The following is a 20,574-nucleotide window of genomic DNA, read 5'->3' as shown; positions in this document are numbered from 1 at the left end:
CTCCTGGACCTGAGCACGCGCGCGTAGGACCCCAAGGGTGGCCGCTTTGCGTGGACTGCCGTGGTTTGCCAAGGTCTATTTGGTCGCTGTGATCGGAGTGGCGTGCGCGCTGCTCGGATACAGCGTGGCGGGAAGCGATCGTCTGGAGTGGCTCGACTGGTCGAACCTCCTGGTGCTGGCCCTGCTGTTCCTGGTGTGCGAGTCGGTGCCGACCCTGCTCAACGTCAAGCAGGCGGCGGTCTCGGTCAGCTTCTCGGCCGCGCTCGCCGCCGTGGTGCTTGTCGGGCCGCAGGGCGCCGCGCTGGTCGGCATGACGGCCGTCTTCAGCGTGCGTCCCGGGCTGCCGCTGGTCAAGCGCCTGTTCAACGGCGCCCAGTTCGCCATCTGCGGTTACGCCGCGGGCTGCGCCTACGAGTGGCTCGGCGGCAGGGCCAGGCTGCCGGACATCGCCGGGTTCGACGACCTGATCGTGCCGTTCGCCGGGGCCGCGGCTGTCTTCGTGCCGCTCAACTTCGTCCTCATCGCGATCGTCCTGGTCGTCACCGGGCAGGCCGACCAGGTGCCTCCGCTGCGGGGACTGGCCCAGTTCATGGTCTCCTACCTGGGTTACGCCACCTTCGGACTGCTGATCGCCGGGCTGTGGGCCACGGTCAACTCGATCTCCGCGGTGCTCGTGCTGCTGCCGCTCTTCGTCGCCCGCTGGGCCTTCGGCCAGTACCTCGCCCAGCAACGCTCCTACGACGCCACGATCGCCGCGCTGTGCCAGGCGGTGGAGACCAAGGACTACTACACCCGAGGCCACTGCACCCGGGTCTCGCTGGCCTCCGGGATGATCGCCCAGGAGATCGGCATGGGCTCCGAGAGGTTGCGGGCGATTCGCTACGCCGGGATGCTGCACGACGTGGGCAAGCTGGGAGTGCCGACCAAGGTGCTGCAGAAGGACGGGCCGCTCACCGAGGAGGAGTACGCCGCCATCCAGCTGCACCCGATGCGCGGGCTGGAGATCGTGCGGGGCATCGACTTCCTCGACGAGGCGTTCGCCGGGATCATGCACCACCATGAGCGGCAGGACGGAAAGGGGTACCCGATGGGGCTGGCCGGGGAGGAGATACCGGAGTTCGCCCGGATCATCGCGGTCGCCGACGCCTTCGACTCGATGACCTCCGACCGCTCCTACCGGGGCGCCCGTCCCGTGGAGGTGGCCATGGCCGAACTGCGCAAAGGGGCGGGCACCCAGTTCGACCCGGAGATGGTCGTCGCCTTCACCAAGGCCGTCGACCGTCACGGCTGGGAGGCGCCGCGCAAGGTCGTCGCGCCCCCCGAGGACACGGCGGAGACGACCGCCAAGGACCACGACGATCCGACGATGCCCATCCAGGTGGTGCCCGAGCGGTGAGCAGCACCACCACGACAACCCTGGCCACCAGGACGTTCCGGCGGCTCGACTCCGGTCAGCTCCTGCTGATCTGCGCGGCCGGTCTGCTGGCGGTCGCCGGGGTCGCGCACACGGCCGCGACCGGTCTGACCGCCCCCAGCGTCGCCGTCGGGTTCGGCGCGCTGATCGCCGCGGGTGAGCTGGCCAGGCTCACGATGCCGGGCAACAGGGAGGTCGCGCCGATCGGCGCCGCCGCCGCCCTGGGCTACACGTTGCTGCTGGATCTGGGGGGCGTCCCGGCCAGGCACACGGCCCTGCAGGTCATCGCGGTGCTGACGGTCGGCATGATCGCCGGTGCGCTGCCGCATCTGGCGGTCGGCAGGCCGCCGAGCCCGGACGCCATGGCGCGCAGGCTGTTCACCGGCGCCCTGCTCGCCCTGGCCTACCGGCCGCTGGCCGGTCCGCTGTTCGAACTGGCCAAACGTCCGGAGGGGGGCTGGTGGCCCGCCCTCGGGGTGATGGGCCTGCTCGTCCTGGTGATGGTGCTGGTCGACGTGCTGCTGGCCGCCGTGCTGCGGGCCGAGCAGGTGCGGGCGGCCTTCGGCGTCGCCGTACAGGACGAGCTGCGGATGGCGGCTCCGCTGTGGGCGGCGGTTGCGGCCTCGGGCATCCTGCTCGCGCTGGCCTCGCACAGCATGGACATGGCCGCGCTGCTGGTCTTCGCCGCGCCCCTGCTGGTCACCCAGGTGGCCTTCCGTAAGTACGCCGGGATCAGGGCGACCTACCTGCAGACGGTCAGGGCGCTGGCGCGGGTGACCGAGGTCGGCGGTTACGTCGAGCCGGGGCACTCCCACCGGGTCAGCCGCCTGGCCGTGGCGACCGGCCGTGAGCTGGGCATGGCCGAGCCCGAGCTGCTCGACCTGGAGTACGCCGCGCTCATGCACGACATCGGGCAGTTGTCCCTGCGCGACCCGATCCCCGGCGGAGCCACGGTCCTCACCGAGCCCGAGCAGGCCAGGCGCATCGCCGAACTCGGGGCGGAGGTGATCCGCCAGACCGGGGTGCTCGACCGCGTCGCCGAGATCGTGCGGCGTCAGTGCGACGGCTGCGCGGAGAACCCGCCGGTGGCCAGCCGTGTCATCAAGGCGGCCAACGCCTACGACGACCTGGTCGGCGGGTCCGTCGACCGCGACCGGGCGGGGGCGGCGCTCGAACGGCTCCACCTCGGTGCGGGGGAGGAGTACGACCCCGAGGTCGTCGAGGCCATGACCCGCGTCGTCGGCAGGCTGGCCTGCCTCAACAGACTTTGAGCCGTACGGTTTCCTCGCACTGTTGTGGGTTTCCTACAGATCGTGTTGCCGTGATCGGTGGCTCAGACGAAGGGCCGAGTGGGGAAGCCGGTCATAAGGTGGAGCGGTCGAAAGGGGTCCACCACAGTGTTCGAGTCCGTTCTGGTCGCCAACCGCGGCGAAATCGCACGACGGATCATCCGTACGGTCCAGCGCATGGGCCTGCGGGCCATCGCGGTGTATTCCGAGGCAGACGCGGATCTGCCGTTCGTCAGGGAGGCCGACGAGGCGATCCTCCTGGGGCCCGCGAACCCGGCGCAGAGCTACCTCGACGCGGAGAAGGTCCTGCGGGCCGCCCGTGATTCGGGCGCGCAGGCGATCCACCCCGGGTACGGCTTCTTCTCGGAGAACGCCGCGTTCGCCAGGGCCGTGGCCGAGGCGGGAATTGTCTGGATCGGCCCATCTCCCGAGGCGATCGAGCGGATGGGTGACAAGATCAACGCCAGGAACCTCATGGAGGAGGCGGGCGTGCCCGTCGCCGCGGGAACCCGTACCCCGGTCACCGACCTGGAACAGGCGGTCGCGGCGGCCGAGGAGATCGGCTACCCCCTGATGGTGAAGACGGCCGGGGGCGGCGGCGGCATCGGCATGGGCGTCGCCCACGACGCCGAGGGGCTGGCCAAGGCGTTCGAACAGGCGTCGAGGGCGGCGGCCCGCTTCGGCGGGACACCCGCCATCCTGCTTGAGCACTACATCGAACGGGCCCGCCACGTCGAGGTGCAGATCCTCGGCCTGACCGACGGTACCGTCCTCGCTCTGGGCGAGCGTGACTGCTCGGTGCAGCGCCGTCACCAGAAGGTCGTCGAGGAGAGCCCGTCCCCCGGCATCACCCAGGAACTGCGCGAGCGCATGCTGGCCGCCGCGGTCAGGGCCGGCGAGGCGGTCGGCTACCTCGGCGCGGGCACCGTCGAGTGCCTGGTCGACGCCGACAAGCAGGACTTCGTGTTCCTGGAGATGAACACCAGGCTCCAGGTCGAGCATCCGGTGACCGAACTCGTCACCGGGATCGACCTGGTCGAGCAGCAGCTGCGGATCGCCGCGGGTGAGCGGACCGACCTCGACGCCACCCCGCGTGGCCACGCGATCGAGTTCCGGGTCTACGCCGAGGACCCCAAGCGTTTCTTCCCCGGCCCCGGCAAGATCGCCGTCTGGTCGGAGCCGTCCGGTGAGGGTGTCAGGGTCGACTCGGGCTACACCGAGGGCAACACGGTCACCCCGTTCTACGACCCGCTGATGGCCAAGCTGTGCGTGTACGGCCAGACCCGGGCCGAGGCCCTGGAGCGCGCCCGCGGGGCGGTGGCGGACTTCAAGGTCGAGGGACCGAAGAACAACCTGCCGTTCTGCGCGGAGCTGCTGGAACACCCCGAGTTCGTTGACGGGAGCTACGACACCGGGCTGGTCTCCCGGATGAGGGCCTGAGTCATCCCGTCTGGCACAGTTGAATCACAGTGATTGATAGGAGTTTCCGGTGGCTGAAGTACACGCTGAGATGGTGGCCAACGTCTGGAAGGTCCTCGTCTCCGAGGGCGACACCGTCGAGGACGGCGACACCCTGGTCATCCTTGAGTCCATGAAGATGGAGATCCCCGTCATCGCCGAGGACGAGGGGGTCATCGCCCAGCTCAAGGTGGCCGAGGGCGACGTCATCCAGGAGGGCGACCTCATCGCCGTCATCGAGTAGACCCGCGGGGTGGACGGCGCGGCCGGGGGTCAGCGGGTGAGACCGGCGAGGAAACGCTCGCGGTCGACGATCACCCGCTCCACCGTGCCCGTCGCGACGACGGAGTCGCGGTCGCGGGCGGTGAAGACGAACGACAGGCGACGGCCCTCGACCGCGGTGAGCTCGGCGCTGATCTCGACGTGGGCGCCGACCGGGCTCGCGGCCAGGTGTTCCAGCGTGACCTTCGTCCCCACGGAGGTCTGACCGGGTCCGAGGGCGTCCCCGATCGCCTGGACGGTCGCGCGTTCTGCGAAGGCGAGCAGCCGCGGGGTGGCCAGCACGGGGACGTCCCCGCTGCCGACCTTCGTCGCGGTGTCGCTCCTCTCGACCATGATGAGCAGCCGGGCGTGCATACCGGGAGCGAGCGTCATGCGGGCCAGCATAGGGTCTGATCCTGTGACCCCCTACTGCGATCACTGCGGTCGTCCTTCGGATGAGGGAGACCACGCGGCCTGTCTCGCCGCCCGTGCCTTCGAGCCGCCCCGCTACTGCGCCCGCTGCCGCCGCCGAATGGTGGTTCAGGTGACTGTACGTGGCTGGTCGGCGCGTTGTTCGGAACACGGCTCGCTGAGCGGCTGATCGCGGCTGTCCTGACCTGCCGTTTTCTGGTCGTGACCGCCAAAGTGGCTTCGTCCCCCGGCAGGTAAAGCCACAATCTGTACAATTACCGCAAAGATTTTGAGATTTGTGCCATGCTACGGCACGCGCCTTTAACAAGCTGTCCGGCCCACAGGGTTTCGTGACTTCGCCGTGACGTTGCCGCGATACAAATCCGCTTTGTTGGAGAGCCCTGAGGCGGGAGCGGAGAGGGTTACGGGGGATTTTCATGGTGGCCCAAGGCACGACGCTGGCGGGGCGGTATCGCCTGGATACCCGCATCGGCGCCGGCGGTATGGGCGAGGTCTGGCGCGGCGAGGACATCGTCCTGGCCAGGACGGTCGCCGTCAAGGTGCTGTTGCCCGGCCGTACCGACGATCCGGGCTTCCTGGTGCGGTTCCAGGGCGAGGCCCGGGCGATGGCGACGATCAACCACCCCGGAGTGGTCGAGGTCTATGACTACGGGGTTCACGAGGTGCCCGGCGCGGGGGCGACGGCATACCTGGTGATGAAGTTCGTCGACGGGGAGCCGCTCGACCGGCTGCTCGCGCGTCTGGGGAGCATCGCGCCGGGGGCGGCGATGGAGCTCATCGCCCAGGCGGCCTCGGCCCTGCAGGCCGTACACGAGCAGGGCATCGTCCACCGCGACATCAAGCCGGGAAACCTGCTGGTCCGCTCGGACGGCACTCTCGTGCTCACCGACTTCGGCATCGCCAGGTCGGACGCCGCGAGCAGGCTCACCGACGCGGGCATGGTGCTGGGCACCGCCGCCTACTGCGCCCCTGAGCAGGCGGAGGGCGCACCCGTCACACCGGCCGTGGACATCTACGCGCTCGGGGTGGTCGCCTACGAGTGCCTGGCCGGGCAGCGGCCCTTTGACGGTGACACACCGGTCACCATCGCGCTCAAGCACATCCGCGAGGAGCCTCCCGCGCTGCCGCCGCACATCCCGCCCGGGGTGCGGGCACTGGTCGAGCGGGCGCTGTCCAAGGACCCGGCCCGGCGTTTCCCGAGCGGCGCCGCGATGAGCGCCGCGGCCAGGCAGGCCACGGCGGCTCCCGGCCAGCAGGGCGGTATGGCGGGCACTCCGCCTCCGGCGGTGCAGGAGACCGCCTGGCAGCCCGCGCCGCAGCCGGGTCCGCCGATGACGGGGCCCGCGACCACGCCTCCCCAGGAGAGTTCGCCACGGAGCCCGGCCACCGAGGTCGCCGTCTCCGTCCCCGGACGTGGTCGCCGGGCTTTACGCAAGCCACGGCGTAAGGGCGGGACGATCGCGGTGTTCGCCGTCGCGGGCGTGGCGTGCGCCGGGCTCGTCGGGATCGCGATCAACGCGATGGCCGCGGGGGAGACCGGCCCCACCAAGGACACCCAGGGCATGGTGGTCCCGACCGTGAGCACCTCCGCCGCGAAGCCTCCGTCCACCCACAGGCCGCCCAAGACGACCGCCCCAACGGTGAGGCCCACCCAGGACGACGAGCCGAAGCCCACCCCGACGCGGACCCCCACTCCGACGGAGACCGAATCCGACGAGCCGGAGGAGCCAACGGCAAAGCCGACGAAGACGGCTGACAACCCGAAACCGTCCTCGTCCCCGACTCACTCGCCGAGCGCGACCGCGACGCCGGTGGTGAAGAAGAAGGTGCCGAGCGTGATGGGCCTCAACGAGGAGGCGGCCAAGGCGGTGCTCAAGAAGGCCGGTTTCAAGGCGGCCTCAAGCATCGGCCCCGACGTCGACGTCACCCAGTGCATGAAGGTGGTCGAGCAGCGGCCCGGCGCGGGCACCATGTGGGACGCGAAGCGGCCGGTGGACATCACCCTGGTCAACGACGCCTGCCCGTCGAGCCCGAGCCCGAGCCCGAGCACCTCCTGATCTGAACGGCCCCGGCGATCCGGGGCCGTTCAGACCCCCGTCGTGTTGCGGGGGTAGGCGATCGCCGGATCGGTGGCGATGTTCACCATGTACGGCACGCCGGAGTCGAAGGCCCGGCGCAGCGCGGGACCGATCTCCGCCGGGTCGGTGACCAGCTCACCACCCCCGCCGAGCGCCGTCACCACCTCGTCGTATCGGCACTGCGGCTGCAACTCGGCCGCCACGTCGTAGCCGTACAGCAGCCGCATGGGGTGCTTCTCCAGGCCCCAGATGCCGTTGTTGCCGCAGATCATCACGACCGGCAGGCGGTGCCGGACGAGCGTGTCCACATCCATCAGCGAGAACCCGGCGGCGCCGTCGCCGAGCAGCAACGCCACCTGGGAGGACGGCCTGGCCAGGCGGGCGGCGATGGAGTAGCCGAGGCCGGTGCCCAGACAGCCGTAGGGGCCGGGGTCGAGCCAGTTGCCCGGCTGCCTCGGCTCGACGTACTTGCCCGCGTAGGAGACGAAGTCGCCGCCGTCGCCGATCACCACGGCGTCGTCGGCGAGGATCTTGTTCAGCTCACCGTAGATCCGCATCGGGTGGATCGGGTCGGCGTCGGAGGCCAGCAGTTCGGCGTCCCCGGCGACCGCGGCGTCGGCGGCCTCCCTCAACCTCGACAGCCACGGCGCGTACGCCTTGGGGGAGACGCCCGCCTCGCCGCAGGCCGTACCGAGACCCCAGAAGACCAGCGACAGGTCACCCGCGGCGGCGCCGGAGGGTTGCATGTGGGGGGTCAGCTGCGACGGCGCGTCGGCCAGGTGCACGACCCTGGCGAGCGGGGTGCCGTTCTTGCCGCCGAACCAGCCGTAGGCGAGCCGGAAGTCCAGCGGGGCGCCCGCGACGATCACCAGGTCGGCCTGGGAGAAGGCCAGGCCGCGGGCGCGGGTGACCAGGAGTTCGTGGCCCGCGGGAAGGATGCCACGACCCTGTCCGTTGGGGATGACCGGCAGGCGGAACTCCTCGGCGAAGCCCCTGGCGACCTCCTCCGCCCGGTCCATCCACACGTCGGAGCCGAGCACCAGCACCGGGCGTTCGGCCTCGGCGAGCAGGGCGGCGATACCGGCGAGCGCGTCGGGGTCGGGTTCGAGCGGTGAGGGGGTCAGGGTCCTGGTCGCGTGTTCGAGCGGGGGAGCCGGGGAGAACAGGTCGTCCATGTGGAAGTCGAGGAAGACCGGCCCCCGGTGCGGGGCGAGGGCGGTCCTGAAGGCCATCTCCACGTCCTCGCCGACGGAGTCGGGCCCGGAGCCGGTGAAGGCCAGTTTGGTGATCGGAGCCAGCAACGGCGGGTGGTCCATCTCCTGCAGCGCGCCGGAGCCCCAGCGCGACCTCGGCGCCCTGCCTCCCATGATCACGACGGGGGAGCCGTTGGCGTGCGCGGTCGCCACGCCGCTGACGCCGTTGGTGACGCCGGGGCCCGCGGTGAGCACGGCCAGACCTGGCCTGCGGGTCAGTCTGGCCGTCGCCTCGGCCGCGAAGACCGCGCTCTGCTCGTGCCGTACGTCGAGGATCGGCACGCCCTCGTGGACCGCCCCGTCGTACAGCGGGAAGACGTGCCCGCCGGACAGGGTGAACATGGTCTCGATCCCGTAGGCCTTGGAGACGGCGACCGCGATGTCGCCCGCGTGCTTTGGAGACTCCATATCGCGCAACCTACCAGTCAGTCACTTAGCCGGACAGTGATTGGAGACCCTGCCCAGATTCCCCCCGGCTAACGCTCTGACCACCTGTCACATGGGGGAACCCGCTCCTCGGACGGCACCGGGAGCGGGTTCCTCGGCTCACAGGGTCTCGGAGAGCGCCTTGATCGGCATCCGCAGGTCGGCCAGCAGGTTGAGGTCCGCCTCGGGGGTACGGCCGAGCGTGGTGAGGTAGTTGCCGACGATGATCGCGTTGATCCCGCCGAGCATGCCGTCACGGGTGCCCAGGTCGCCCAGCGTCAGCTCCCTGCCGCCCGCGTAGCGCAGGATCGTGCGGGGCAGCGCCAGTCTGAAGGTCGCGATCGTCCTGAGCGCCTCGGTACCCGTCAGCAGCGGGAACGACTCGAAGGGCGTGCCGGGACGGGGGTTGAGGAAGTTCAGCGGGACCTCGTCGGGCTGGAGTTCGCCGAGCTGTCCGGCGAACTCGGCCCGCTGCTCCAGCGTCTCGCCCATGCCGACGATGCCGCCGCAGCACAGCTCCATCCCGGCCTCGCGCACCATCAGACAGGTGTCCCAGCGTTCCTGCCAGCTGTGGGTGGTGACGACCTTGTCGAAGTGCGACCTGGCGGTCTCCAGGTTGTGGTTGTAACGGTGCACGCCCATCCCGGCCAGCTCGTCGACCTGCTCCTGGGTGAGCATGCCCAGGGAGCAGGCGACGTTGATGTCGACGGCCTGCCTGATCGCCTCGACCCCCTCGCGGACCTGGTCCATCAGCCGCCGGTCGGGACCGCGCACCGCGGCCACGATGCAGAACTCCGTCGCCCCCGTCGCCGCGGTCTCCTTGGCCGCCTGGACCAGGGACGGGATGTCCAGCCACGCGGCGCGGACCGGTGAACTGAACTGCCCCGACTGGGAGCAGAAATGGCAGTCCTCCGGGCAGCCGCCCGTCTTGAGGGAGATGATCCCCTCGACCTCGACTTCGGGGCCGCACCACTTCACACGCACCTCGTGCGCGAGCGCCAGCAGGTCGGAAACTCGCTCTTCGGGTAACTCCAGACACCGCAGGGCCTGTCCGGCGTCGAGTCCTCTGCCTTCCTCAAGCACCTGGACGCGGGCGATGTCGAGTATGTCGCTCATGCTGCTCCACTCTGAAGGCCGTCGGCTACGGCTAGAGCCTAAATGTGGATCTGAAGGCTGAGGAGTCGAAGCCCCCTCCCAGCACGGGGGCAAGGCCCATGCGGGCCGTACGGGCGAAGGCCTCCCGGTCGAGGGATCCGGCGCCCTCGGGCAGCGCGCCCGCCAGCGGCCTGGCGGCGAGCATCTCCAGATCGGCGACGTTGCACCGTTCGGCGAGGCCGGGTTCGGCGGGCCAGGAACCGATGATCACGCCCGCCAGGTCGAGGCCGCGTCCCGCCATGGCCTCCAGCGTCAGCGCGGTGTGGTTGAGCGTGCCCAGGGACGCCCGCGTCACCAGCAGCACCGGAGCGGACAACGCCCTGGCCAGGTCGGCCAGGGTCGCCCCCTCCTCGTCGAAGCGGACCAGGAGCCCGCCCGCGCCCTCGACGAGCACCAGGCGGTGGGAGGAGGCCAGATCGGCGATGCGGGCGGCGGCGTGGTCGAGGGAGACCGGGGGCAGGCCAGCGACCCTGGCCGCCGCCGCGGGGGCCAGGGGGTCGGGGAACCTGGACAACTCGAAGGTGGTGGTCACCCCGGTCAGCCGGATGACGTCGTCCAGGTCGCCGGGGTCGAGCGCGCCGACCCCGGTCTGCGCCGGTTTCACCACCGCGACCGAGGCGCCGCGCTCCTTGGCGAGCGCGGCGACCGCGGCGGTGACGATCGTCTTGCCGACTCCCGTGTCGGTCCCGGTGATCACGAGGATGCTCATCCTCCACACCTTACGGACGTCAGGGGCGGCGAAGGCGGGTGACGAACTTGTAGCGGTCTCCCCGGTAGAGGGACTGGGCCCATTCGACCGGGTTGCCGTCGGCGTCGAAGGCGTGCCGGGTGAGCAGCAGCATCGGCAGACCCACGTCCACGCTCAGCACCTGGGCGTCGTACGGCGTGGCCAGCACGGTCTCGATGATCTCCTCGGCGTCCGTCAGCCGTACGTTGTAGGCGTTGTGCAGTGTCTCGTACAGCGAGGAGTGCACCTCAAGCTCGCGCCTGAGCCGGGGGAAGCGGCGGGCGGACAGGTGGGTGGTGTCGATGGACATCGGCTCTCCGTTGGCCAGACGGAGCCGGTGGATCCGTAGCACCCGGCCGCCGGGGTTGATCGCCAGGCGCCGGGCCAGCGGCTCGTCCGCGGTGATGTAGCTGATGTCGAGGATCTTGGTGTCGGGTTCGAGGCCGACGGTCCTGAGGTCACCGGTGTAGGAGGTGAGTTGCAGCACCTGGGCGACCTTGGGGTGCGCGACGAACGTCCCCTTGCCCTGGATGCGCACCAGCCGTCCCTCGACCACGAGTTCGGACAGGGCCTGGCGCACGGTGGTGCGCGACGTCTCGAAACGCACCGCGAGCGTCCGCTCGGGGGGCAGGGCGCTGCCGGCGGCCAGGCTCTTGGTGAGCGCGAGCAGGCTGCGCTTGACGTCGTAGTACTTCGGGATTCTGGGGGATTCCTCCGTCACGCCCGCACCTCGTCCGGAGGTTCGAGGGCGACGGGACCCGTGTCCCACCCGCAGGTCCGCTCGCTTCGCTCACTCACATGGTCACCTTCATCTCGGCCACGGCGGTGAGCGCACCCTTGATCACCGCTAGATCGTCGGAACTCAGATTGGCCCGCGCGGTCAACCGCAGGCAAGAGCGGCCGGCCGGTACCGAGGGCGGCCGGAAGCATCCGACCCGCACCCCGTGTTCCGCACAGATGACGGCGGCCCGAAGCGCCGTCTCGGGTTGGCCGAGCACGATCGGGACGACCGCACCCGCCGGATCGTTGGTCTCCAGACCAAGGTCGCGGGCCAGGGCGGCCAGCTCCTTCGCTCTGGTGAGCACGTGTCCGGGCAGTTCGGGCTGATTGTGAAGGATATCTAGCGCGGCGAGTGCGGCGGCCACGCTCCCCGGCGCGAGAGCGGTGTCGAAGATGAAGGAACGGCCTGTGTTTATCAGGGTTTCGATGACCTCGGGAGCGCCGAGGACGGCCCCACCCTGGGAACCGAGGGATTTGGAGAGTGTGACCGTTCTCACAACGGTCCGCTCCCCGGCCAGACCCGCCGCGTGCGCCGCCCCCCGTCCTCCGAACCCGAGGATTCCCAAAGAGTGCGCCTCGTCGACCACCAGCAGCGCGCCCTGCCGTACGGCCGCCGCGTGCAGTTCGGCCAGCGGGGCCAGGTCCCCGTCGACGGAGAAGAGCGCGTCGGTGACCACGATCGCATGCTCGGTGTCCCGGCCGGCGAGCGCCTTCTCCACGGCCGTCACGTCCCGGTGCGGGGTGACCGTCACGGGGGAGCGCGACAGACGGCAGGCGTCCACGATCGAGGCGTGGTTACCCGCGTCCGAGACCACCAGGGCGTCGCGGCCGAGCGCCGTGACGGCCGCCAGGTTGGCCAGGTACCCGGAGGAGAACACCAGGGCGCCCTCCGCGTGGGCGAAGGCGGCCAGCCGTTCCTCAAGGCGGGCGTGCAGCACGGTCGAACCGGTCACGAGGCGGGAGCCGGTCGCACCCGTTCCCCATTCGAAGGCCGCCGCGGACGCGGCCTCGGCGAGCCGCCGATCCCCGGCGAGCCCGAGATAGTCGTTCGAGGCCAGATCGACCAGGTCGTCGTCGGAGGCCCGGGCACGCAGGACCCGTCTGAGTCCCGCGGCCTCCCGCGCCACCGCGGCGGTTCGGAAGCGCGCCAGCGGATCGGGCCCATGTGTCATGGGGGCATTTTCCCAATGTGGTGTGCCCGATTCGCGTTCGGCCCCTCAAACCACGCATGATGCACGAGTGCCGACTCTAAGCGACCTGGCGGTTCGTCACACCGCGCTCGACGACGCGGACCTTGAGTGGATGCACTCACTGGTCTCCGACTGGCAGCTTCTGGCCGACCTGTCGTTCGCCGACCTCATCCTGTGGATCCCCCTCAGGGAGGGCACCGGCTGGATCGCGGTCGCCCAGATGCGGCCGACCACGGGCCCGACCGTCTATCACGACGACATCGTGGGGATGACGGCGGCCAAGGGCGAGCGGGCGCTCATCGACACCGCCTGGAACGAGAGGCGCATCTGCCGGGAGGGCGACCCCGACTGGTCGAGCGGAGTGCCGGTGCGCGAGGAGACCATCCCGGTACGGCGCGCCGACCACTTCATCGGCGTGATCCAGCGCTCGACGAACCTCTCCTCCGCGCGCACCCCGTCACGGCTCGAACTCACCTACCTGCAGAGCGCCTCCGACCTGGCCCAGATGGTCGCCGAGGGACGTTTCCCCTTCTCCGGCGCCGAACCGATCCTGGTCCGCTCCCCGCGTGTCGGCGACGGACTGCTCAGGCTCGACCGTGCGGGGCGGGTCACCTACGCCTCACCCAACGCCCTGTCCGCCTACCGCAGGCTGGGGCTCAACGCGGACCTGGTCGGTGCCGAGCTCGGCCGTACCACGGCGAACCTGTGCTACTCCGACGAGCCCATCAACGAGAACCTGATGATCGTGGCCAGCGGCCGGGAACCGAGGGAGACCGAGGTCGAGTCGGGCGGGACGGTCGTGCAGCTACGGGCGATCCCGCTGGTCGTGGGGGGCGGGCGCATCGGCGCGCTGGTGCTCATCCGCGACGTGACGGAGCTGCGTCGCCGCGAGCGGGAGCTGATGACCAAGGACGCGACCATCAGGGAGATCCACCACCGGGTCAAGAACAACCTGCAGACGGTGGCCGCGCTGCTGCGGCTGCAGGCCAGGCGGTTGCAACTGCCGGAGGGGCGGGAGGCGCTGGAGGAGGCGGTGCGCAGGGTCGGCTCGATCGCGATCGTGCACGAGACGCTGTCCCACACACCCGAGGAACAGGTCGACTTCGACGACATCGCCGACCGGGTGATCGCGATGACAGGGGAGGTCGCCGCACCCGAGGCACAGGTGGTGCCGCGCCGGATCGGGACGTTCGGGGTACTGCGCTCGGAGATCGCGACGCCGCTGGCGATGGTTCTCACCGAGCTGCTGCAGAACGCGGTCCAGCACGGTCTCGCCCAGCGTCCCGGGAAGCTTCAGGTGATCGTCGAGCGAGGTGCCGACCGGCTTGACGTGATCGTCTCCGATGACGGCAACGGCCTGCCGGAGAACTTCGACCTGGAGTCGTCGACCAGCCTCGGCCTGCAGATCGTACGGACGCTCGTCGTCGGCGAACTGTCGGGCAGGCTGGCGATCGAACCTCGTCAGGGAGGTGGCACCGAGGTCACGCTGAGCATTCCCCTCCCCGTGGCCTGAGACCGTGGCATGGGGTCACGGTTCGAGCCCGGGGGGAGGGGCGCGCGGGAGTCGTCGCCTGGTTTGCTAAGGTTCTGTCGGATCGCTGAGATTCAGGCGCTGACACGGGTGCGGACGCGTGCCGTGCGACGCTTGAGGGCGCGGCGTTCGTCCTCGCTCATGCCGCCCCAGACACCGGCGTCCTGACCGGACTCCAGCGCCCACTTCAGGCAGGCCTCGCTGACGTTACAGGTGCGGCAGACCTGCTTGGCCTCTTCGATCTGCATCAGGGCGGGGCCGGTGTTGCCGATCGGGAAGAAAAGCTCGGGGTCCACGTCACGGCAGGCGGCTCGGTGGCGCCAGTCCATGCGTCCACTCCTTCGGATGAGGAGCCCTTGCTTCGGCTCCGGCGGTGTACTTTGTGAAGACTTTCACTAACCAGCGCGAACGATCGCCCGAGCCTGGTTCGGTTCGGGGTTGCGTTCACTAGATCGCCGGTGGCCCAAGAGCGATGTCTCCGCTCAAAGGTCCTACGTTCCGACGTCAATGTTGAGATTGTCAGCCACGCTCAGTACATGCAAGAGGTTTGGGAGAAGGTTTTGCCTGATATGCATGTCGGATGCGTCACACGATGACCGGATGTAACTGGTCATACCACCACTTGTAACGCCTTCGGAATGGAGCGGAACGTTACCCGCTCAACCTCTCCCAGATAGTCACCATCAAGCTGAAAGGCCACGGGGCGCAGGGCGCTCACCGTGAACTCCCGTTCGTCATGGAGTTGTACCAGGTGGCGGCCGGTGGGGAGGGTCTCACGCACCCCGATGATCTGGGGCATCAGATGGCACATCGTGACGGGGTCGAGCCGCTGCAACCCCAGCAGGTCCAGGCCGGTCTCGAAACTCGCCCACGGCGTCGGGCAGACCGGACGGGAGCCCACGTAGGTCCAGGGTGAGGTGTTGGAGACGATCGCCATGAAGAGGTCGTCCGCGGGAGGCACCTCGGGCCCCTCGACGCTCATGGGCGCCTGCCGCCTGTCCGTCGACAGATAGTGGTGCAGAGCCGTGTTCACATAGCGGGCGGGCGTGGCCTTGCGCCCCGCGCCCCGCAGCCCCTCGACGGCCCTGATCACCTCGGCGTCGTACCCGAGCCCGCTGCAGAAGGTGAAGTATCTGCGCCGGCCGTTCCAGATGGCCTGGCCCAGTCCGACGGTCCTGCGTCTGTCGTCACGCAGGGCCTCAAGGATCGCGCCGACCGCCTCGACCGGGTCGTTGGGCAGCCCCAGCGCCCGCGCGAAGACGTTGGCGCTGCCGCCGGGGATCGTCAGCAGCGCGGGACGGTTCACCGCGCCCCCGCTCACACCGTCGTCCACGGCACCGTCATCGGACGAATCTTCCCGACGGGCCGTCTCGGCGTCGCCGCCCTCCACGGCTTCCCCGGTGATGTCGGCGATGCCAGGGGCGTCGAGCAGGCCGTTGACGGCCTCGTTGACGGTCCCGTCGCCGCCGAGCACGGCGACCACGTCGAAACCGGAGCCATGGGCCTCGCGGGACAGATGGGCCGCGTGCCCCCGGTACTGGGTCTCCTCGACGGTCAGATCCACCGTCGCGCCCAGCGCCCTGATCAGCACGTCCCGCGTCCGCTGGTTCGTCGTGGTGGCCTTGGGGTTCACCAGGAGCATCGCTCGCATAACGCCAGCGTATCCGCCGCGACCACGGCCACGGCGGCAGAGAAGGGCGAGATGTCCCGGCGATAGGCTTTGGCTGTGTCGAACCCCGTGTCGAACCAGCGCCCGCTCACTCTCACCGTCGCAGCCGTCGTCATGGCGCTCGAAGGCGTCGTCACCGTGCTGCTCGGCGGTTACGTCGGAGTCGAGACGGTCATCGGGCAGCCCTCTGACGTGGTGAGCTCGGCCTTCGTCGCCGGTTTCGGCATCCTGCTCGGGGCCGCGCTGATCTGGGTGGCCCTGGGCATGCTGAGGACCGAGCGATGGTCCAGGAGCCCCGGAGTGCTCGCCCAGATCTTCGCCGTCGTCGTGGGCGTCACGCTGATCCAGTCCGACCAGCGGACGATCGGCATCCCGCTGATCACCGTGGCAGTGATCGGACTGGTCGCGCTGCTGTCACCCCCGACGACCCAGGCGCTCTACGGAGAGCACCGGGACGGCGTCTAGTCCTCCGCCGTCAGCCCCTCGCGGAGCTGAGCCAGGGTCCTGGCCAGCAGCCGGGACACGTGCATCTGGGAGATGCCCAGCTCGGTGGCGATCTGCGACTGCGTCATGTTGCCGAAGAAACGCAGCAGAAGGATGCGCTTCTCGCGGGGCGGCAGCCGTTCGAGAAGGGGCTTGAGCGACTCGCGGTACTCGACGCCCTCAAGGGAGTCGTCCACGATGCCGAGGGAGTCGGCGACCGCGGGCGCGTCGTCGTCACCGGAGTCGGGCGCGTCGAGGGAGACCGTGGAGTAGGCGTTGGCCGACTCAAGCCCCTCAAGCACCTCCTCCTCGGTCATCTTCAGGAACGAGGCCAGCTCTCCGACGGTCGGGGCACGCCCCTCGCGCTGGGACAGCTCGCTGATCGCCTTGGTGAGCGAGAGCTTCAGCTCCTGCAGACGGCGCGGCACACGGACCGCCCAGCCCTTGTCACGGAAGTGACGTTTGATCTCGCCCACGATCGTCGGGGTGGCGTAGGTGGAGAACTCCACCCCACGGGCGAGGTCGAAGCGGTCGATCGACTTGATCAGACCGATGGTCGCGACCTGGGTGAGGTCGTCGAGCCACTCACCCCGGTTGCGGAACCGGCGGGCGAGGTACTCCACGAGAGGCAGGTGGAGCTCGACGAGCTCGTCACGGATGCGCTGGCGCCGTGAGTCGTCGGGGGTCAACTCCGCCAGTTCCGCGAAAAGCAGGCGCGCGCGCACCCGGTCGGGCACCGCGTGGTCGCTGGCGGCCATGGCACGAGTCCTTTCCGTCACGCCGGCCTCGCCGCGCCCCGGCGCTTACGTAGCACGATCGCCATACGGTCGGGGGAGTCGGTCACGGCATCCACGTCGTCGGCAAGCGCGGTGAGCACCATCCAGGCGAAGTCATCACGTTTCGGCGCGGCGCTGCCGACCGTGCTGACCTCGACGCTGACCTGCATCAGCTGCCCGGTCAGCTCGAACTCGGCCGTCAGGTCGGTGCCGGGAACGGCCTGGGTCAGCAGCATCGCGCACGCCTCGTCGACCGCGATCCGAAGGTCCTCGATCTCGTCAAGCGTGAAGTCCAGCCGCGCGGCCAGCCCGGCGGTCGCCGTACGCAGCACGGACAGATAGGCACTCGCGGCCGGCAGCCGGACGCTGACCACGTCACGGATTCCGCCCATGTCGACCGCGGGTGTCTCGGTGTGTTCGGTCACGTTCCTCCTCGCAGAGTCGCTGACTGCAACTTACAGCCCCACGGCGGTGGTTGGCCCGCTTGGACTCGCGATCCGGGTGATTTAGCACCTCAAGAACACTTTAAGACACCGAATGGGCTCTAAGAACAGGTCAGGCCCCGTGTGGTCGCACCCCACACGAGGCCTGGACGTGTCGATCACCGGGCTTTCTGGCTCAGGCGGCCTTGGTCGCCCAGAAGATCTTGGAGATCTCGTCGATCTTGGCCAGGAGCTCGTCCGCCTGGGCCACCTCGACGGTGCCCTTGCCGCCCGCGGCGCCCGCGAGCTTGGTGGCCTCCCAGAACAGCTGGTGCAGCTGGGGGTAGGCCTCCAGGTGCGGGGGCTTGAAGTAGTCGGTCCACAGCACCCACAGGTGGTGCTTGACCAGCTCGGCCCGCTGCTCCTTGATGATCAGTGCGCGAGTGCGGAAGACCGGGTCCTCGTTCGCGTTGTACTTCTCGATGATGGCTTTGACTGACTCGGCCTCGATGCGGGCCTGTGCCGGGTCGTACACGCCGCACGGCAGGTCGCAGTGCGCGGACGCGACGAGCCTGGGCCGCAGAAGTCGTGCAAGCATCGGAAAGTCCTTCCTTGATGCTGAGATCAACATGGTCCGTTACCGACCTTACTCGCCTTCAAATGCCGTATGGGATGGGGTTGAGATCCGTGAGAGTGCGTGTCGAGGGAGATTCCATGCTGCCCGTGCTGCGCCCCGGCGACTGGCTGTGGGTACGGCGTGGCGCTCCCGTCAGCGCCGGGGATCTGGTGGTGGCCAGGCTCCCCTCGGACCCGTCGCTGCTCATCGTCAAACGGGCCGCCTGGCGTGAGGGGGAGGACTGGTGGCTGGAGAGCGAGAACCAGCGCGCCTCGGGCCGCAGGGACAGCTGGGACTTCGGCGCGGTGCCCTCCTCGTCACTGGTCGGCCGGGTGGCGCTGCGCTACTGGCCGCCGCCCTTCCTGCGGGCCCGGTAGGCGGCGACGTTCGCCCTGCTGGCGCAACGCTCGGAGCAGTAACGCCTCGACCGGTTCGAGGAGGTGTCCAGGAAGGCCCGTCTGCAGGGGGCCGCCTGACAGAGGCCGAGCCTGCTCACCCCCAGGTCGGTCACCAGGGTGGCCAGGCCCATCACGGCCCCGGCGGCGTACTGGTCGGCCGCCCGGCCGCCCTCGGTGAGGTGCATGTGCCAGTGCTGGCCGTCGTGCCCGGAGATCTGCGGCTGTACGGGATGCCGGATCAGCAGGGAGTTGAGCCGGTCGACCACGTCGGCCTCGTCACCGGCCTGCGCCGACTCGAAGACGGCGGTCAGCTCCGCGCGCAGGTCCCGCAGGGCGTCGAGGTCGCCGCGGGTGAGGCGGCAGCCGGGCCGGTGACGCCCGCTCTCCTCCAGCAGCGCGCGCAGGCCGTCCAGACCGGCCAGCCGGTCCGGGTTGTTGATCAGTAGTACGGCCAGCTCGGCGTAGGAGGTCAGATCCATCGGACTGTTCCGTCGTGGTGGGTGATGACGACAGTCGTGGTGAGCGACGACGATCGGAGCCGCATCCTACAGGCGTGGCCGGACCGTCACCATGTAACGAAAGAGGCCCCTCGTCATGTAACGAAAGTGAGTGGCCCCTGTCCCCTGGTGGGAGGCCTCCCTATGGCAGAATCGAGCAACGGGTGACCCCCGTACCCCTCCGACGGCCCCACGAGCAGGCCCCGAGCGACTACCGAAGCCGGGCCAGGCCCGCGGCGGCCGTCTACGAAGGACCAATCCGTCTGAGTCTGACTGAACACAGGGGTCGCTGTGGCTGTCACGCCATCTTCCATCTCTCTAGAATCCCTCGATCTCGATCCGGCCTTCGCCCTGCACCGCGGGGGCAAGCTGGAGGTCCGCTCGACCGTCCCCGTCCGCGACGCCGGTGACCTGGCCCTGGCCTACACACCTGGAGTCGCGAAGGTCTGCAGCGCGATCGCCGACGAGCCCGACCTCGTCAACGACTACACCTGGGTCTCCAACGTGGTCGCCGTCGTCTCCGACGGCACCGCCGTGCTCGGCCTCGGAGACATCGGCCCCGCGGCCGCCATGCCGGTCATGGAGGGCAAGGCCCTGCTGTTCAAGCAGTTCGCCGGGGTCGACGCGGTGCCGATCTGCATCAGCTGCACCGGTGTCGACGAGATCGTCGAGACCGTCGCCCGCCTCGCCCCCTCCTTCGGAGGCGTCAACCTGGAGGACATCAGCGCCCCCAGGTGCTTCGAGGTCGAGGACCGGCTGCGCGAACTGCTGGACATCCCCGTCTTCCACGACGACCAGCACGGCACCGCGATCGTCGTGCTCGCGGCGCTGAAGAACGCCGCGCGGCTGACCGGGCGCTCGCTGGGAGACCTGCGGACCGTGGTCGCGGGAGCGGGCGCCTCGGGGATCGCCGTGAGCCGCATCCTCCTCAACGCCGGCATCGGGGACATCGCGGTGGCCGACTCCAAGGGCCTCATCCACGAGGGCCGCGAGGGGCTCAACCCGGTCAAGGAGGCCCTGGCGCGGGACACCAACAGGGCGGGCCTGCGCGGCTCGACCGAGTCCGCGCTGGCCGGGGCCGACGTGTTCGTCGGGCTCTCCGGATCGACCGTCTCCGAGGAGGCCGTCGCCTCGATGGCGAAGGACTCCATCGTCTTCGCGCTGTCCAACCCGACCCCCGAGGTCCACCCGGAGGTCGCCAGGAGGCACGCCCACGTGGTGGCGACCGGCCGCTCCGACTTCCCCAACCAGATCAACAACGTGCTCGCCTTCCCCGGCGTCTTCCGCGGGGCACTCGATGTCCGCGCCACGGCCATCACCGAGAACATGAAGGTGGCCGCCGCCGAGGCGCTGGCCTCCGTCGTCGGTGACGACCTGTCCGCCGACTACGTGATCCCGAGCCCGTTCGACGAGCGGGTCGCCCCCGCGGTCATCGCCGCCGTCTCCGAGCAGGCCCGTCTCGACGGAGTGGCCCGCAGGTAGCGCTTTCCGGTTTCAGGCCCGTTTCGTCCGGGTCAGTCCTTCCATGTCCGTCGGCCGGGGTCTGCACAGGTCACCCCCTTCCAGGTCCACCGGCGGAACACCCTCGTGGGGACGCCTCTCGCCCGATCGGCGAGGGGCGTTTTTTGGTTTGCGAATCCATGAGCGATGTTCACGGAATGTGCTATAAAAATGGCGTTCCGTTACCTGCTCAGGTGAGAGGCATGCGGGGCGGTTGCC

At 69.5% G+C, this 20,574-nt stretch carries 21 protein-coding genes; 9 read left to right on the top strand and 12 right to left on the bottom strand.

Annotated elements, in window-relative coordinates:
• Positions 1-88 precede the first annotated feature (88 nt).
• The 4 genes from ABZ470_RS03205 (at position 89) to ABZ470_RS03190 (ending at position 4,405) form a co-directional block, all read left to right on the top strand.
• Positions 89-1,396 carry an HD-GYP domain-containing protein gene (locus ABZ470_RS03205; RefSeq protein WP_352015092.1) on the top strand — a complete coding sequence of 436 codons (1,308 nt, stop codon included), beginning with the start codon at positions 89-91 and terminating at the stop codon, positions 1,394-1,396.
• Complete coding sequence (locus tag ABZ470_RS03200; protein ID WP_352015093.1) at positions 1,393-2,685, top strand: HD domain-containing phosphohydrolase; 1,293 nt, start codon at positions 1,393-1,395, stop codon at positions 2,683-2,685. Before ABZ470_RS03205 ends, ABZ470_RS03200 begins: the two co-directional genes overlap by 4 nt.
• Positions 2,686-2,811: 126 nt before the next feature.
• The gene (locus ABZ470_RS03195; RefSeq protein ID WP_362909621.1) at positions 2,812-4,143 is read left to right on the top strand and encodes a biotin carboxylase N-terminal domain-containing protein; all 1,332 of its coding nucleotides are present in this window, start codon (positions 2,812-2,814) and stop codon (positions 4,141-4,143) included.
• A 49-nt stretch (positions 4,144-4,192) separates the two neighbouring features.
• Positions 4,193-4,405, top strand: a complete 213-nt coding sequence (locus ABZ470_RS03190; RefSeq protein WP_352015095.1) for a biotin/lipoyl-binding carrier protein — start codon at positions 4,193-4,195, stop codon at positions 4,403-4,405.
• Between the two features lie 29 nt (positions 4,406-4,434).
• Here ABZ470_RS03190 and ABZ470_RS03185 read toward each other — a convergent pair whose 3' ends face one another.
• Positions 4,435-4,815, bottom strand: a complete 381-nt coding sequence (locus ABZ470_RS03185) for a hotdog domain-containing protein (RefSeq protein ID WP_352015096.1) — start codon at positions 4,813-4,815, stop codon at positions 4,435-4,437.
• A 455-nt stretch (positions 4,816-5,270) separates the two neighbouring features.
• On the opposite strand from ABZ470_RS03185, the gene ABZ470_RS03180 reads away from it, so the two are divergent.
• Positions 5,271-6,911 carry a protein kinase gene (locus tag ABZ470_RS03180; protein WP_352015097.1) on the top strand — a complete coding sequence of 547 codons (1,641 nt, stop codon included), beginning with the start codon at positions 5,271-5,273 and terminating at the stop codon, positions 6,909-6,911.
• Between the two features lie 29 nt (positions 6,912-6,940).
• On the opposite strand, the gene ABZ470_RS03175 is transcribed toward ABZ470_RS03180, so the two are convergent.
• The 5 genes from ABZ470_RS03175 to ABZ470_RS03155 all read right to left on the bottom strand — a co-directional run bounded on the left by ABZ470_RS03175 (position 6,941) and on the right by ABZ470_RS03155 (position 12,445).
• A complete protein-coding gene (locus tag ABZ470_RS03175) occupies positions 6,941-8,593 on the bottom strand; it encodes an acetolactate synthase (protein ID WP_352015098.1) in 1,653 nt (550 codons plus the stop codon).
• Positions 8,594-8,731: 138 nt separating this feature from the next.
• Positions 8,732-9,727 carry a biotin synthase BioB gene (gene bioB / locus ABZ470_RS03170; protein ID WP_352015099.1) on the bottom strand — a complete coding sequence of 332 codons (996 nt, stop codon included), beginning with the start codon at positions 9,725-9,727 and terminating at the stop codon, positions 8,732-8,734.
• A 31-nt stretch (positions 9,728-9,758) separates the two neighbouring features.
• Positions 9,759-10,475 (bottom strand): dethiobiotin synthase, encoded by a 717-nt coding sequence (gene bioD / locus ABZ470_RS03165; RefSeq protein ID WP_352015100.1) that lies wholly within the window; start codon positions 10,473-10,475, stop codon positions 9,759-9,761.
• A 19-nt stretch (positions 10,476-10,494) separates the two neighbouring features.
• Entirely contained in the window at positions 10,495-11,214 is a 720-nt protein-coding gene (locus ABZ470_RS03160) for a GntR family transcriptional regulator (protein ID WP_352015101.1), read from the bottom strand.
• A gap of 73 nt (positions 11,215-11,287) precedes the next feature.
• Positions 11,288-12,445 (bottom strand): 8-amino-7-oxononanoate synthase, encoded by a 1,158-nt coding sequence (locus ABZ470_RS03155; RefSeq protein ID WP_362780426.1) that lies wholly within the window; start codon positions 12,443-12,445, stop codon positions 11,288-11,290.
• A gap of 67 nt (positions 12,446-12,512) precedes the next feature.
• On the opposite strand from ABZ470_RS03155, the gene ABZ470_RS03150 reads away from it, so the two are divergent.
• Entirely contained in the window at positions 12,513-13,976 is a 1,464-nt protein-coding gene (locus ABZ470_RS03150; RefSeq protein ID WP_352015103.1) for a PAS domain-containing sensor histidine kinase, read from the top strand.
• A 92-nt stretch (positions 13,977-14,068) separates the two neighbouring features.
• On the opposite strand, the gene ABZ470_RS03145 is transcribed toward ABZ470_RS03150, so the two are convergent.
• Both ABZ470_RS03145 and ABZ470_RS03140 read right to left on the bottom strand, forming a co-directional pair.
• Complete coding sequence (locus tag ABZ470_RS03145) at positions 14,069-14,323, bottom strand: WhiB family transcriptional regulator (RefSeq protein ID WP_352015104.1); 255 nt, start codon at positions 14,321-14,323, stop codon at positions 14,069-14,071.
• A 281-nt stretch (positions 14,324-14,604) separates the two neighbouring features.
• Entirely contained in the window at positions 14,605-15,645 is a 1,041-nt protein-coding gene (locus ABZ470_RS03140; protein WP_352015105.1) for a diacylglycerol kinase family protein, read from the bottom strand.
• 75 nt (positions 15,646-15,720) lie between these two features.
• Between ABZ470_RS03140 and ABZ470_RS03135 the strand changes: the two genes are divergently transcribed.
• Complete coding sequence (locus tag ABZ470_RS03135) at positions 15,721-16,128, top strand: hypothetical protein (RefSeq protein ID WP_362909619.1); 408 nt, start codon at positions 15,721-15,723, stop codon at positions 16,126-16,128.
• Here the strand turns inward: ABZ470_RS03135 and ABZ470_RS03130 are convergent.
• The 3 genes from ABZ470_RS03130 to sodN form a co-directional block, all read right to left on the bottom strand.
• On the bottom strand, positions 16,125-16,904 hold the full coding sequence (locus ABZ470_RS03130; RefSeq protein WP_352015107.1) for an RNA polymerase sigma factor SigF: 780 nt from the start codon (positions 16,902-16,904) through the stop codon (positions 16,125-16,127). The two genes, ABZ470_RS03135 and ABZ470_RS03130, sit on opposite strands and share 4 nt — an antisense overlap.
• 17 nt (positions 16,905-16,921) lie before the next feature.
• A complete protein-coding gene (locus ABZ470_RS03125; RefSeq protein ID WP_352015207.1) occupies positions 16,922-17,314 on the bottom strand; it encodes an anti-sigma factor in 393 nt (130 codons plus the stop codon).
• Positions 17,315-17,540: 226 nt separating this feature from the next.
• Positions 17,541-17,942: a superoxide dismutase, Ni gene (gene sodN, locus ABZ470_RS03120; protein WP_352015108.1), complete on the bottom strand. Its 402-nt coding sequence runs from the start codon at positions 17,940-17,942 to the stop codon at positions 17,541-17,543.
• Between the two features lie 62 nt (positions 17,943-18,004).
• On the opposite strand from sodN, the gene ABZ470_RS03115 reads away from it, so the two are divergent.
• The gene (locus ABZ470_RS03115) at positions 18,005-18,337 is read left to right on the top strand and encodes a S24 family peptidase (protein ID WP_362909617.1); all 333 of its coding nucleotides are present in this window, start codon (positions 18,005-18,007) and stop codon (positions 18,335-18,337) included.
• Here ABZ470_RS03115 and ABZ470_RS03110 read toward each other — a convergent pair.
• Entirely contained in the window at positions 18,304-18,837 is a 534-nt protein-coding gene (locus tag ABZ470_RS03110) for a CGNR zinc finger domain-containing protein (RefSeq protein ID WP_362909615.1), read from the bottom strand. The two genes, ABZ470_RS03115 and ABZ470_RS03110, sit on opposite strands and share 34 nt — an antisense overlap.
• A gap of 309 nt (positions 18,838-19,146) precedes the next feature.
• Here ABZ470_RS03110 and ABZ470_RS03105 point away from each other — a divergent pair, with 309 nt between their 5' ends.
• Complete coding sequence (locus tag ABZ470_RS03105; RefSeq protein ID WP_362909613.1) at positions 19,147-20,337, top strand: NADP-dependent malic enzyme; 1,191 nt, start codon at positions 19,147-19,149, stop codon at positions 20,335-20,337.
• Positions 20,338-20,574 lie beyond the last annotated feature (237 nt).

Source organism: Streptosporangium sp. NPDC020072 (assembly GCF_040631445.1).
Taxonomy (GTDB): Bacteria; Actinomycetota; Actinomycetes; order Streptosporangiales; family Streptosporangiaceae; genus Streptosporangium.
Note: the sequence above shows the minus strand (reverse complement) of the source record. Positions and strands in the feature narration are given on the sequence as shown.

Excerpts from the sequence above, each read along its gene's own strand:
- ABZ470_RS03185 (WP_352015096.1), bottom strand. The coding sequence starts at position 4,815 with ATGACGCTCGCTCCCGGTATGCACGCCCGGCTGCTCATCATGGTCGAG.
- ABZ470_RS03180 (WP_352015097.1), top strand. The coding sequence starts at position 5,271 with ATGGTGGCCCAAGGCACGACGCTGGCGGGGCGGTATCGCCTGGATACC.
- ABZ470_RS03175 (WP_352015098.1), bottom strand. The coding sequence starts at position 8,593 with ATGGAGTCTCCAAAGCACGCGGGCGACATCGCGGTCGCCGTCTCCAAG.
- bioB (WP_352015099.1), bottom strand. The coding sequence starts at position 9,727 with ATGAGCGACATACTCGACATCGCCCGCGTCCAGGTGCTTGAGGAAGGC.
- bioD (WP_352015100.1), bottom strand. The coding sequence starts at position 10,475 with ATGAGCATCCTCGTGATCACCGGGACCGACACGGGAGTCGGCAAGACG.
- ABZ470_RS03155 (WP_362780426.1), bottom strand. The coding sequence starts at position 12,445 with ATGACACATGGGCCCGATCCGCTGGCGCGCTTCCGAACCGCCGCGGTG.
- ABZ470_RS03145 (WP_352015104.1), bottom strand. The coding sequence starts at position 14,323 with ATGGACTGGCGCCACCGAGCCGCCTGCCGTGACGTGGACCCCGAGCTT.
- ABZ470_RS03140 (WP_352015105.1), bottom strand. The coding sequence starts at position 15,645 with ATGCGAGCGATGCTCCTGGTGAACCCCAAGGCCACCACGACGAACCAG.
- ABZ470_RS03130 (WP_352015107.1), bottom strand. The coding sequence starts at position 16,904 with ATGGCCGCCAGCGACCACGCGGTGCCCGACCGGGTGCGCGCGCGCCTG.
- ABZ470_RS03125 (WP_352015207.1), bottom strand. The coding sequence starts at position 17,314 with ATGGGCGGAATCCGTGACGTGGTCAGCGTCCGGCTGCCGGCCGCGAGT.
- sodN (WP_352015108.1), bottom strand. The coding sequence starts at position 17,942 with ATGCTTGCACGACTTCTGCGGCCCAGGCTCGTCGCGTCCGCGCACTGC.
- ABZ470_RS03115 (WP_362909617.1), top strand. The coding sequence starts at position 18,005 with ATGCCGTATGGGATGGGGTTGAGATCCGTGAGAGTGCGTGTCGAGGGA.
- ABZ470_RS03110 (WP_362909615.1), bottom strand. The coding sequence starts at position 18,837 with ATGGATCTGACCTCCTACGCCGAGCTGGCCGTACTACTGATCAACAAC.